General features: G+C 46.5%; 10 protein-coding genes. 5 read left to right on the top strand and 5 right to left on the bottom strand.

The genetic code is table 11. The features are described from left to right. Positions 1-344: 344 nt before the first annotated feature. The 3 genes from RGU72_RS12645 to RGU72_RS12655 form a co-directional block, all read right to left on the bottom strand. Positions 345-1,202 carry a sulfurtransferase gene (locus RGU72_RS12645; protein ID WP_322120068.1) on the bottom strand — a complete coding sequence of 286 codons (858 nt, stop codon included), beginning with the start codon at positions 1,200-1,202 and terminating at the stop codon, positions 345-347. A gap of 11 nt (positions 1,203-1,213) precedes the next feature. Beyond that, on the bottom strand, positions 1,214-2,179 hold the full coding sequence (locus RGU72_RS12650) for a DMT family transporter (protein ID WP_322120069.1): 966 nt from the start codon (positions 2,177-2,179) through the stop codon (positions 1,214-1,216). Positions 2,180-2,298: 119 nt separating this feature from the next. After that, complete coding sequence (locus tag RGU72_RS12655) at positions 2,299-3,408, bottom strand: aromatic ring-hydroxylating dioxygenase subunit alpha (protein ID WP_322120070.1); 1,110 nt, start codon at positions 3,406-3,408, stop codon at positions 2,299-2,301. 677 nt (positions 3,409-4,085) lie between these two features. On the opposite strand from RGU72_RS12655, the gene RGU72_RS12660 reads away from it, so the two are divergent. Together RGU72_RS12660 and RGU72_RS12665 are read left to right on the top strand one after the other, a co-directional pair. Continuing rightward, positions 4,086-5,018: a triacylglycerol lipase gene (locus tag RGU72_RS12660; RefSeq protein ID WP_322120071.1), complete on the top strand. Its 933-nt coding sequence runs from the start codon at positions 4,086-4,088 to the stop codon at positions 5,016-5,018. A gap of 176 nt (positions 5,019-5,194) precedes the next feature. Beyond that, positions 5,195-6,166 carry a lipase secretion chaperone gene (locus tag RGU72_RS12665; RefSeq protein ID WP_322120072.1) on the top strand — a complete coding sequence of 324 codons (972 nt, stop codon included), beginning with the start codon at positions 5,195-5,197 and terminating at the stop codon, positions 6,164-6,166. A 13-nt stretch (positions 6,167-6,179) separates the two neighbouring features. Here RGU72_RS12665 and RGU72_RS12670 read toward each other — a convergent pair whose 3' ends face one another. Both RGU72_RS12670 and RGU72_RS12675 read right to left on the bottom strand, forming a co-directional pair. After that, positions 6,180-6,875, bottom strand: a complete 696-nt coding sequence (locus RGU72_RS12670; RefSeq protein ID WP_322120073.1) for a phytanoyl-CoA dioxygenase family protein — start codon at positions 6,873-6,875, stop codon at positions 6,180-6,182. A 19-nt stretch (positions 6,876-6,894) separates the two neighbouring features. Further along, entirely contained in the window at positions 6,895-9,156 is a 2,262-nt protein-coding gene (locus RGU72_RS12675) for a DUF1631 family protein (protein WP_322120074.1), read from the bottom strand. A 437-nt stretch (positions 9,157-9,593) separates the two neighbouring features. Here RGU72_RS12675 and RGU72_RS12680 point away from each other — a divergent pair, with 437 nt between their 5' ends. From RGU72_RS12680 to dxs, 3 genes are read left to right on the top strand one after another with little or no spacing between them, the layout of a single operon-like run. After that, a complete protein-coding gene (locus RGU72_RS12680) occupies positions 9,594-9,866 on the top strand; it encodes an exodeoxyribonuclease VII small subunit (RefSeq protein ID WP_322120075.1) in 273 nt (90 codons plus the stop codon). Then, positions 9,863-10,750, top strand: coding sequence for a farnesyl diphosphate synthase (locus RGU72_RS12685; protein WP_322120076.1), 888 nt, complete (start codon positions 9,863-9,865; stop codon positions 10,748-10,750). The genes RGU72_RS12680 and RGU72_RS12685 overlap by 4 nt, the downstream gene beginning before the upstream one ends. 3 nt (positions 10,751-10,753) lie before the next feature. Beyond that, positions 10,754-12,646, top strand: coding sequence for a 1-deoxy-D-xylulose-5-phosphate synthase (gene dxs, locus RGU72_RS12690; RefSeq protein ID WP_322120077.1), 1,893 nt, complete (start codon positions 10,754-10,756; stop codon positions 12,644-12,646). Positions 12,647-12,771: the final 125 nt, after the last annotated feature.

A 12,771-nucleotide genomic window follows, 5' to 3' on the forward strand; every position in this document is an offset into this window, starting at 1 on the left:
ACACTATTTGTGCCCATTCACATGCAATCAGATGGCTGGATGTAAAACATTAAGACCGCTCAACACAGAGACCGAGGAACAACAAATATAGAGGAAATCAAGAGCGCAACGAAATTCTGCCTTTCTCCCTCCTTGTTCTTTCTCTGTGCCTATCTGGAGTAGGGATCTTGGTTGTTTGCGCAAACCCCAAATAACATACTCCCAATATGTATATTTAATCTGTCCAAGTAATATCTGGACAGCAGGCCGATTTTAAATAAATTAAAGGGGAGTATATTTCGCAATACTGGTTTGCATACCGTTTTTGTGCAGCTTGTTTGCTTGGATCTACCCATCAGCCTGACTTATTCACCATCACCAATAACATATGGGCGCGCAGGCTCTGCACACCACTCGCTCCACGATCCCGGATATAAAGCAGCGCCCGGCAAACCCGCGATTTCCAAAGCTAACAAATTGTGGCAGGCCGTCACGCCTGATCCACATTGCATAATCGCCTTGCTGGCATCTGGCACAATTGCACTCCATTCTGCCTGTAATTCTTGCGGTGATTTGAAGCACCCATCCGCTTGCAGATTATCTTTAAAAAAACGATTTTTTGCGCCGGGAATATGGCCGCCAATCGGGTCCATAGTTTCGTTCTCACCGCGAAAACGGTCTGCCGCGCGGGCATCCACCAGCGTGCGCGAAGCCGTAGCAAGGTTAACCAGCACGTCACCGACGTTGACGCTGCTGACCAGACTAGCGCCTAAGCTAATGCTGCCACGCGCTGGCTCTGGCGCTTTGTCTGTGGTTGGCAAGCCTTGCGCCTGCCATGCAGGCAAGCCGCCATCCAATACCGCAACCGCTTTATGCCCAACCCAGCGCAACATCCACCAGAGACGGGCGGCAAACATGCCGCCGTGTGCATCATAGGCAATGACTTGCGTAGAATTAACAACTCCCCAGGCACGCAGGATTCGGATGAAATCTTCTTTTTCCGGCAATGGATGCCGCCCATGAAAAACGCCATTGGAAGATAATTTAGGGCCCGACAATTGGTTGTCCAGGCTGGCGAATTTAGCACGCGGGATATGCGCCGCATCATAGGCTTTTTTACCCGCGCTGACATCTAGCAAATCATGCCGGCAATCTAAAATGACCCAATGTGGATTGTCAATCTGAGCCGATAACTCCGTGGCAGAAATCAGTGTGGTATGCATGCGTACTCCTTTTATTCAGTCGCGATAGGGTCGATGGCGATTACTGGTTTGTTTCTGGCATTATAGAACGTCGCAATCAATCCACTACTTAAGATCACGGCAATGCCTAACCAGCTCATCGGGCTTAAGGCATCGTTCCACAATAACAGATCCCAAATGCTGGAAAATACGATGCCAACATATTGTAAATTGGCGGTGACCAAAGCATTGCCAAGGCGATAGGCGCGTGTCATCGCAAATTGGGCTGAAGCCGCAGTCAAGCCTATGGTCATCAGCAACAACAAGCCTTTGAACTGATGCGCATGCCAGCCAGCCGTAAGCGAATGTGCAGCTAAGTTGCTACTGCCAGCATCCTGACCAAGCCCGTAGTCCAGCCCGTAAGTCAGTCCATTAATCATTGTGCCGAACAAACCGGCAATGGCGCAGGTGAGTGAAAAATAAAATACCACACGATATTCTGGCTCGCCCATCAAACCCATCTGACGCACTTGCATGTAAGCCAGCGCAGCGAGCATGCCAGAGATGAGCGCCACGATCCCACCGACCATCTGATCTGCATGCATGCTGGGACGCAGCAACAATAAAACGCCGATAAATCCCAAAGCAATGGCTGCAAGCAAACCCCATTCAATCCGCTGTTTTCCTTTTAACCATGCCCCACCAAACAAGATCGCAGCGATCCAGATCGGTGACATGTAATTGAGCGTCACCGCCATCGCTAACGACAAACGGCTGATCGAATAAAACCATAACCACAAAGCGATCACGCCTACCGTGCCGCGCCACAAATGATGACCTGCCATGCGAGTGCGCAAACTATAGCCTTGCATCCTCACTAGCAAATAAATCATCACCATCCCGACCAGGCCACGATAAGCAACGATTTCAGAAGTTGAATATGTATCCGAGGCGAGCTTGACGCATACGCCCATGATGGAGAATAAAAAGCTGGCTACCAGCATCCACAAAGACTGCATTTATTTGACCCCGGTTCTTTTTCACTCTTTTAATCGGTCTGATAATTGATGTAGTAATCGACAGGCTAAAAAGGAGTAACAAAAAATTAAGGGGAAGCTGCGGCTTCCCCTTAATTTTTTTAAAACTGTATTTTGCGTCGATACCACTCATGAAAATGCTGCATGCCATCTTCCATCGGTGATTGATAAGGACCAACTTCGCTGACACCACGGTCTAGCAAAATTTTGCGCCCCGCATCCATGCGCAAAGCAATCTCATCGTCCTCAATACAGGTTTCCATATAAGCAGCGCGTTCAGCCTCGATAAATTCACGCTCAAACAGGACGATCTCTTCGGGATAATAGAATTCCACTACATTGCGTGTCTTGCCAGTCGCGGTCGGCCATAAAGTCGATACCACCAGCACATGCGGATACCATTCGACCATGATATTCGGGTATAGCGTTAACCAGATCGCACCGTATTTAGGTGTTTCACCGTTACGGAACTTGAGGATTTGCTCTTGCCACGCTTGGTATTTAGCAGAACCGGATTTGAGTAAGCCATTATTCACGCCGACCGTTTGTACGCTGTAATCCTCGCCAAACTCCCAGCTTAAATCATCGCAAGTGACAAAACTGCCCAAGCCCGGATGAAATGGTTCTACATGATAATCTTCCAGATAAACTTCAATAAAAGTCTTCCAGTTGTAATCACATTCATGCACTTCCACATGGTCTAGCATGTAGTCGCTGAAATTGAGGTCTTTGGTGACGCTGAGCTGTTCCATTTTTTCCATCACGTTATAGCCGTTTTGCTCGAACAATAAACCGTTCCAGTTTTGTAGCGGCGTGCGTGACAGATTAAGGCAAGGCGTGTCCTCAAAATGCGGTGCGCCAATCAGCTCACCTTTTAAGTCATAGGTCCAGCGGTGTAAAGGGCACACGATGTTGCTGCTATTACCGCGTCCATTAAACATCAGTGCTTGCCGATGGCGGCAGACATTGGACATCAGCTCAATTCCGTTAGCGCCGTCGGCATGACGCACCAGCATGCGGCCTTCATTCTCAGCGACGAGCGTAGCAAAATCGCCGACATTGGGCACCATCAATTCATGACCGACATAGCGTGGGCCAGACTGGAAGAGTTGTTTGATCTCGCGTTGCAACAGCGATTGATCAAAATACACATGAACAGGAAGTTGCGCGTCGGAGCGCGCGAGTTTGGAAAAAGAAGCCAGATCGGACATCCCTACCCCCCAAATTAATTTGCACCAACCTAAAGGAGAAAGAATCCACAAAAACCTGCTTTTAACTGCTGATCGTGAATAAGAAAACGACGATCTCCAGCGAAAAGCTCACACAAAAAGAATGAAGAGGAAATTTTGGACAAGACCGAGGATTATACCTGAATCGGCTTTATCGGGGTGCTCTGCGGCAAATTAGACTTTTTTTGATTTCAAAATAAACAAAAAGAAATCAAAAAGTCAGCGTTGTTTGTTGTGACAAACCGACGTTGCAAGCAACAAAACGACGGATAAATCAACTTTAGTGACAATCTTCTAATTTTTACTTATCGGCAAGATAGTCAGGTTTAAAACCTAGCTTAAGCAAATAGGCGTAAACAAAAACACCAGCCATCGCCCTACATTTTTAGTCGCAAAGTGCCTAAAACCGATCCAGCAAGCATCAATAAGCTTTCATTCGCCATCGATTAATTCATCTCATCAATGTCCAATCAAAAATGGGCTGACTTCATTAAATCTGTATTTCAGCACGATTTTTATGCTGCGCTGCGCCTTGCTTATTGATTAGGCAAAACCTAGTCTGAAAATCCCATTTTTTAAAAGGAGCGACAGTAAAGGACAAATGACATTGTCCGGTTTCATTTTGGCTATTTGAAAAAAATAATTTAAGAGACAAAAAAATGAACAAAAAAGGTATGAAAAAAATCGGGGCATTACTAGTTGGATTGGCTATGCTTCCTACAACATCATGGGCCTCTGGTTACACAGAAACAAAATATCCCATCGTGCTGGCACATGGTTTGTTTGGCTTCGATAACATCGGCCCTGTGGAATATTGGTATGGCATTCCATCCGCTTTACGCTCTGACGGCGCCAAAGTGTATGCAACCCAAGTCTCCGCTGCGAATAGTACCGAAGTACGGGGCGAGCAATTACTGACTCAGGTCAAACAAATCATTGCGGTCACTGGCACCGGCAAAGTCAACCTGATTGGACATAGCCACGGCGGCCCGACCGCACGTTATGTGGCATCCGTCCGACCTGATCTGGTGGCATCGGTGACCACCGTAGGCGGCGTCAATCGCGGCTCCAAAGTGGCTGATCTGCTGCTGGGAATCGCACCTGACGGCTCGCTATCAAACGCAGTGGTTGTGTCGATCACCAACGGCCTGGCAAGCATCATTAACTTCCTCTCTGGCGGCAAAGGATTAACTCAGGATTCATTGGCAGCAGCAAAATCATTGAGTACGGCAGGATCACTCAAGTTCAATGCCTCCCATCCAGAGGGCGTACCAACCAGCGCCTGCGGTGAAGGTGCCTACCAAGTCAACGGCGTGTCGTATTTCTCCTGGAGCGGTGCCAAGGCCTATACCAATGTACTCGATCCAATCGATCCGGCATTAGCCTTAACTTCGCTGGCCTTTACGGGCGCAAAAAATGACGGATTGGTCGCAAGCTGCTCCGCGCATTTAGGCAAAGTGATCCGTGACGATTACGCGATGAACCATCTGGATGAAGTGAACCAAACAGTCGGCCTGGTGAATATTTTTGAGACCAATCCGGTGACGCTGTATCGACAACACGCCAATCGCTTAAAAAATTTAGGGCTATAAAATTAACTAAATTCTATTGCGTCTACAATTTTAAACATCTAAGACGGATAGCGTGCATCAAATACGACCATGAGTTGTTATTTGATGTACGCAACTTGTTAGCCGCTAATTGACTTATCCATCTCCGTAATTTTTACGGAAGCAGGAATGACCACATCAGAATGTTGATCGAGATAATGAGAATACAAAAAAGCTACGCCACCATCACTATCGCATCCATCGTCATCGCTATATTCACGATGCTGCAACTACGTACCGACCCGACTACAAAAACGCACTCAGAGCAGGTATTGAGCGATAAAGATTCGTTCGCATTTGTGCGCTCTATGGATGGCACTCAGGTTGACGGTCAGTTACAACAAGCAAGCACCGATATCTTAATTGTCGATGCCGGATTGCGCCACATGTTCGACTATTACTTAGCGGCGACAGGCGAAAAAACTTTGCCGGAAATCCGTGCGGAAATAGAAAAAGAACTAAGTAAAAAGTTAGGCCCCAAAGCGGCAGCACAAGCTAAAGATCTGCTAAGTCGCTACCTGGATTACAAACTAGCACTGGCAGAAATAGAGAAAAATCCTCAACTAGTGAATCCTACAAATGCCGGCTATGACAGCAATAAAATGACATCTGCAATCAAAGCACGGCTAGCAGGCATGCAAACTTTAAGGCAGCGTTATTTCAATCAAAACGAAAATACTGCATTCTTTGGCTTTGACGATGCCTACGACACCGACGCGATTACGCGACTGGAAATCGCACAAGATAAAAATCTGAACAACGTACAAAAGCAACAAAAACTACAAGCGCTGGACGCGGCCATGCCAGCAGCACTGCGGGCAGAAAAAGAAGCGCCTTATCAAATCATACGTATGGAAGAAAACGTCGCAAAAATGCGCGCGCAAGGTGCAAGCGACGACGATATTTATCGTATGCGAGCAGCAGCAACCACACCAGAAGCCGCCGCACGATTGGCTGATCTGGATAGAGAAGATACAGATTGGAAAAACCGGATTGCTACTTATCAGGCGGAGCGAAATAAAATCATCAGCAATGGAAAAAACGACACGGAACAAATGACGGCATTACAGCAAATTCGTAATCAGTTATTTGATACGAATGAGCAGAAACGTTTGGGGGCTTATGAGTGAACGAGTAGGCGATTCATATCGCATATCGCCAATTTAATCCATGACTCAAAATGGTTGGCCCATAAACAAAATGCAGTACTCGCCTTTTACTTTCGCCTGATGCTTTTGATGATGCATGCAATAGAAGAGGACTCATTATTAAAGCCCCGCCTTTCTCAACGGGGCAAATAACTTCTCCCATGCGATCACGTGTCTCTATAGCGGCCTGGTTGGATAACCGACCATTTTTATGTGACATCGGAACAACGCGCAAGGGGCCGTCAGTTAGGTCGCATTCATCGATATGCAAACGTACGGCAACCAATTGACGCAACATTTCATTAGTAGGCTGTACAAAGACCAATCCTTCTTTTTCAGACCAAACCGTTAAATCGGGATGAGTTATTCTCTTCTTGACTGGGATACTAAGATCTTGATGTAAAGGGACTAGCCAATTTTGGTCTTTGGACTTTTCAAAGTAAGTACATTGCACTGCGATAGCGTCCAATGGCAAGAATGGTCTAACCAAAGAGTGTTGGCGAATACGCAGAGCTAAATCGGAGCACCAACGGAAATCGAGCAGATGGCGAGTTCCAACGCTATTCACGAGTAGTTCATTTAGTTCAAATTCGAGATGACTAAAGGTGTCGGAGTCGAACAAAGCTTGAGTGATCAAAAAACCTTGATCGGCAAACACTTCCTTATCTGCAATTAGAGAAATTTGTCGCAATTTTCACAGACCCAAAAACCTAGTTTGTCGACTCAATCTCTTGTTCAGCATGCTCTTCTAATGCCTCACTTAAAGCGCGATCAACCAATTTATCGAGCATCAGAATTTCCGCACGTTGCTCACGGAAAGTCTGCTCTAATTCTTTTACCGCTAAAGAGAAGGATTTTTCTTTTTGACTAGTAGTAAAAATATACAAGCTACGCATAGGACTGACCCAAGCAAGCCGAGCTTTGTGACTATCACCATTTTTCTTGGTAAATTGTAGCCAGATCCCTCGTTCCAGATTTGCTACAACGTCGGCTGTTTCATCCGCCGCAACATCCACGTAGTCATCTTCTGCATGCTGCTTCTCTAGCTCTTGCGCCTCAGCTTGAGCACGTTTTTCCAAACGACGCTCAGCGGCTATCTGGGCGGCTTCTACAGCAATTTCTAACTGCTTTTCTGGCGATAATTCAAGGGGGGAACGGACGATAGATGCATGACACTCAGCAAGATCAGCAAAAAACTGGATGCGGTCTGCATCTTCCCATTTAATCAGGCTCAGCCACTTATTCAGTCTTGCCAAAATCGCTGGCAGACGGTTCAATAATTCTTGCCGTTGTGGCAAAGTAATCTTAGGCTTAACACTCCAGATTAAGTCATCCATCGTTTTGATCGCGTCCGTCACAGCATGCGGTTTGTCTTCTTGCACGCTGTACGCCAGTGTTAGTACTTTAGTCCAACGGTTTTCTAAAAAGCTTTCAACAAAAGCGACTACCTCGCCAGTACCGACTCGCAATGCAACTTCATTATTGGCAACGATATTGGCCTGTTTGAACTTTTCTTTTTGCAAGGCGCGTTTAATCGGCTCCTGCAACGCTTGGGTATTCGATTCATCTTCTTTGGCGACAAAGTTTTCCAGATCAGAGACGACTTCATCGAACAGACTCATCTGTTGGTCGAACTCGTTTTGGACGCGACTAACATTGCGCTGCATCGCCTGGAACAACGGATCTGCATGTCCCTTACTTTGATCCCAGGCGACACTCTGCTGCGTAAGCAGATCTATCATGCGACGTGCCGGATGGGTATCTTGAAAGAAAAATTCTTTATCGATCAATGCTGCTTTGAGCACAGGGATTTGCAGTACTCCAATCAATTCTTTGATTTGACTAGGAATCGATGGATTATGGAAAACTGTATCAAATATCTTAGAGAGTAAATCGAGAGTAGTTTTTTCTACGCTATTACCACTTGCCAATTCTGGCATTTGCTCGCGCATTTGCGATAGCCGTATCACATCTTGCGCACCAGCCACTAACTGGTGTATCGCCATCGTTTTTTGCAGATTCTCCAGATAATGGAAAAGCCGAGTATCGGTTTCTTGCTGCTTAGATTGTCCGCTGGCAGAGAATTGCTGGTCATGTTGCTGCTGATCCCTCTGCCTGCCTGTCTGACAAATCTTTTGCTGATCATTGGCATCGTTACTCGATGTTTCTGATGGAGTTTTTTCTGAGAAAATTTGCTTCAGCTTTTGACTAAAATCTTTTTTACCGAATTGACTAGAGCCTGGATTTTCTGTCTTTTTTATCCGATAGGATTCATGTAAATCAGGCAAGATCCCTTGGTACACCAAAAATTCATTTAATGCCTGAAAAATAGGCGACAGATCAAACAAAATATCTCCGCGTAGCAAAGGCAGAATCAGCGGATGGGTATTCGTATCAGGATTAAATTTGCACCATGATGCATGCACCACACGTAAAAAAAATTCTGGCCTGAATGGATTTTGCGTAATGCTCAGACTATCAATGCCAATGATGCAAGCCAGACGCATACTTAAAGCGGCCAATTGCTCTGCACTGGACAACTCCAGGGAGCGACTCGCACGCCCAAAAGCCAGTTTTTTGTCCATCTCCTCATATGACACCAGCGTCAAGGCAATGTCTTGTTGCTCGACACGCTCTGATTGAGGCTTAGTTGGTAATGAATTTGCTGATGATATTGATGACAAAGCCTGGATTTCTTTACGAAATGCCGCCTGGATATCAGCAGAACATAAATAGTAGAAAGCGTAACCGTTGTTCTTTAGTAACTGACCAGAATTAAAATTTAAATTCGCTTCCCGTGCGTCACCAACTTGCTCCGATGCGGCAAAAAATGCATTCGCTAAGCGTGCTGCAAAGGCATCCAGTTGCGCCACCACCAAGTGCGTCGCATGTGGAATCAGAGCACGCAAAATATCTGCACGCGCTAAAGGTGCTTTCTGGGACTGCCGATGATCGGGCGATTGTGCTGACATGACAGTTGTGTTTAAGGAAAGTTATTAGCAAAGTTTGTCAAACGAATATAGTGTAATCCCTTGTCGGAAGTCTTCGCACTGACTTCCACGATCGCCCAAATCATACTTATCAAGCCTTGCGCAACAGAATTTGACTTTATCTGAATTGTTTTAACTTGGTTTAACTTGGTTTGACTTGGTTTGATTTGGTTTGATTTGACTATATACGAATAATTTCCACATGGAAATGTTTGAATCGCAATTTCAGCTGCTTTTTTAAGCAAATTCTCTTTTTTACGATATCAAAAAAATAAAATCCATAAGAACATAAAAGTGAATAATGCCGAGATAGAAAGGATAGCTCTAAAAAAGCTGCTAATTATGCCAACTAAGCTGATTATCAACTGGGTTTGCACTAAAATGCAGGGTTAGACTCAATTTGCTCTTCAAGACTACCTATGCCAAAAAAATTACCCTCCATCGGACAACTCGGTCAGAACGATCAGCCAACTTCTTTCGAAGCAGCGATGTCGGAATTATTAGAACTGGTCGCCCAGATGGAAGCTGGTGAGCTGCCTTTAGAAGCCTCTGTCACGGCTTATCAACGTGGGGCCGAATTGATTAAATACTGTGCAGGCCAACTCGACAAAGTAGAACAGCAGGTCAAAGTACTGGAAGCTGGCATGCTGAAACCTTTCGTTGCAGATAATTCTGGCGAGGCCGATGCATGAGCGCGCATTTTCAGGATTGGATGAAATCCACTCAGCAGCAATTTGAAGTCTTATTAGCTAGTTTCTTACCAGATAGCGATGTGGTACCAGCAAAACTACATCAGGCAATGCGTTACGCCGCTTTAGATGGCGGCAAACGCGTGCGTCCTTTGTTAGTGTATGCCGCCGGTTTTATGTTTGATGCGCCAGCGGATTTATTGGCGCGTGCCGCCGCCGCATTAGAAATGATTCACGCTTATTCATTAGTGCATGACGACATGCCCTGTATGGATGATGACGCTTTGCGTAGAGGCAAACCTACTGTGCATGTCAAATATGATGAGGCAACTGCCCTGTTGGTTGGTGATGCGCTGCAAGCACAAGCTTTTTTGGTCTTGGCAGAAGCAGAGAGTGAATCTTTACGGCAAGTTGCCATGCTGCGTTTGCTGGCACAAGCCGCTGGGTCAACCGGTATGTGCGGCGGTCAGGCGATTGATTTAGCCAGCGTCGGTGTCGCCTTAACAGTAGATCAGCTTGAACAAATGCACCGTTTAAAAACAGGTGCATTGCTGCGTGGCTCAGTCATCATGGGCGCGATGTGTGGCAAGACTTTATCCGCGGCGGAAGTCGCTGCGCTTGATGCATACGCCAGCGCAATTGGACTGGCATTTCAGGTAGTGGATGATGTCCTGGATGCCACCGCAGATTCTGTCACCCTAGGTAAAACTGCTGGCAAAGATGCAGCAGATAACAAGCCGACCTACGTATCCTTGCTGGGTCTGGAAGCGTCACAAGCGCTGGCAAAAAAACTATGCGACGACGCCCATGCTGCGTTGTTGCCCTTTGGAGAAAAAGCACACATCCTGCGCAACCTGGCAGATTTGATTGTGCAGAGGAAGGCGTAATTTATGACCACAACTAATAATACAAACACTCTGTTAGACAGCATTAATTCTCCAGCCGATTTACGCAAGCTAACACGTGCCCAATTAAAACCGCTGGCCGACGAGTTACGTCATTTTGTGATTGATTCTGTGTCTAAAACGGGCGGTCATTTATCGTCTAATTTAGGCACTGTTGAACTCACCATCGCGCTGCACTATGTATTTCAGACACCGGAAGATCGTCTGGTCTGGGATGTGGGTCATCAAACGTATCCGCATAAAATTCTGACGGGTCGTCGTGATCGCATGCATACCTTGCGTCAGTTGAATGGTATCTCCGGTTTCCCGCGCCGGGTTGAGAGCGAATACGACACGTTTGGTACGGCGCATTCATCGACATCGATTTCTGCTGCATTAGGGATGGCTTTGGCGGCAAAAACCAAAGGCGAGGATCGACATTCCGTTGCCATCATTGGCGATGGCTCAATGACAGCCGGCATGGCGTTTGAGGCCTTGAATAATGCGGGCGTCTACGACGATATTAACTTACTGGTGATTCTGAACGACAACGATATGTCGATCTCGCCACCGGTCGGTGCGCTCAACCGTTATCTGGCGCGTCTGATGTCTGGCAAATTTTATGCCGCAGCACGCAATGTCGGCAAATCCGTACTGCCAACGCCGGTATTAGAACTCGCCAAACGGTTTGAGGAACACGCAAAAGGCATGATCGTACCAGCGACGATGTTTGAAGAATTTGGTTTTAATTATATTGGCCCGATTGACGGTCATGATCTGGACTCTCTGGTACCAACCCTACAGAATTTAAAAAATCTGAAAGGTCCGCAATTCCTGCACGTGGTCACCAAAAAAGGCCAGGGCTATAAATTAGCAGAAGCCGATCCAATTCTTTATCACGGCCCTGGCAAATTCAATCCTGCTGAAGGCATTAAGCCCTCTACTACGCCTGCCAAACAAACTTACACGCAAGTCTTTGGTAATTGGTTATGCGATATGGCTGCCGCTGATCAACGCTTGATTGGCATTACGCCAGCGATGCGCGAAGGTTCTGGCATGGTGGAATTTGAGCAAAAATTCCCTGACCGTTATTACGATGTTGGCATTGCAGAACAGCATTCTGTTACGTTTGCCGGTGGCATGGCATGCGAGGGGCTCAAACCTGTCGTTGCGATTTACTCCACTTTTTTACAACGTGCTTATGATCAGTTAATTCACGATATCGCGTTGCAAAATCTGGATGTTACTTTCGCCCTGGACCGAGCGGGACTGGTCGGTGCTGATGGTGCAACCCATGCCGGCAATTATGATCTGGCTTATCTGCGCTGTATCCCTAATATGGTCGTGATGGCCGCCTCGGATGAGAATGAATGCCGTCAAATGTTGTCGACTGGCTTCCATTATCCAGGCCCGGCAGCTATCCGCTATCCACGCGGCGCCGGGATTGGTGCAGCGATCAATTTAGAACTCAGCACCCTGCCGATTGGCAAAGGCGAAATCAAACGTAAAGGCAAGAGCATCGCCATTTTGGCATTTGGCTCCATGGTGCAGCCGGGATTAAAAGCTGCGGAAAATCTGGATGCCACACTGGCGAATATGCGCTTTGTCAAACCGCTAGATACGGCATTACTGGCAGAACTGGCCAACACTCATGATTTGTTAGTCACGGTAGAAGAAGGCACTGTGATAGGTGGCGCAGGCTCCGCAGTCGCAGAAGCAATGGCAGCAGCAGGAATTACAAAACCATTGCTGATACTCGGCTTACCAGATCAATTTATCGATCATGGTGATCCGGCTTTACTACTTGCTAGTTGTGGTCTGGATGCAGCAGGAATTGAGGCCTCGATCAAAAAACGCTTTGGAACAGAAGCACTGAAGCTAGTAGCAAATAATCAGTAAGGAAATGAAAAAAGCGAAGCCAACAAGCTTCGCTTTTTTCATTTCTGATGGAAGAAACTCTGTCGCCTGACACTATTCGGTTTTAATTCAGTCCACATGAGTCAAACAAAAGCTCAACAATTTTT

Source organism: Undibacterium sp. 5I1, from assembly GCF_034314085.1.
Taxonomy (GTDB): Bacteria; Pseudomonadota; Gammaproteobacteria; order Burkholderiales; family Burkholderiaceae_D; genus Undibacterium.

What these genes read in the sequence shown, in the direction of transcription:
- dxs (WP_322120077.1), top strand. Translation starts at nt 10,754, where the DNA reads ATGACCACAACTAATAATACAAACACTCTGTTAGACAGCATTAATTCT.
- RGU72_RS12685 (WP_322120076.1), top strand. Translation starts at nt 9,863, where the DNA reads ATGAGCGCGCATTTTCAGGATTGGATGAAATCCACTCAGCAGCAATTT.
- RGU72_RS12655 (WP_322120070.1), bottom strand. Translation starts at nt 3,408, where the DNA reads ATGTCCGATCTGGCTTCTTTTTCCAAACTCGCGCGCTCCGACGCGCAA.
- RGU72_RS12680 (WP_322120075.1), top strand. Translation starts at nt 9,594, where the DNA reads ATGCCAAAAAAATTACCCTCCATCGGACAACTCGGTCAGAACGATCAG.
- RGU72_RS12665 (WP_322120072.1), top strand. Translation starts at nt 5,195, where the DNA reads ATGAGAATACAAAAAAGCTACGCCACCATCACTATCGCATCCATCGTC.
- RGU72_RS12675 (WP_322120074.1), bottom strand. Translation starts at nt 9,156, where the DNA reads ATGTCAGCACAATCGCCCGATCATCGGCAGTCCCAGAAAGCACCTTTA.
- RGU72_RS12660 (WP_322120071.1), top strand. Translation starts at nt 4,086, where the DNA reads ATGAACAAAAAAGGTATGAAAAAAATCGGGGCATTACTAGTTGGATTG.
- RGU72_RS12645 (WP_322120068.1), bottom strand. Translation starts at nt 1,202, where the DNA reads ATGCATACCACACTGATTTCTGCCACGGAGTTATCGGCTCAGATTGAC.
- RGU72_RS12650 (WP_322120069.1), bottom strand. Translation starts at nt 2,179, where the DNA reads ATGCAGTCTTTGTGGATGCTGGTAGCCAGCTTTTTATTCTCCATCATG.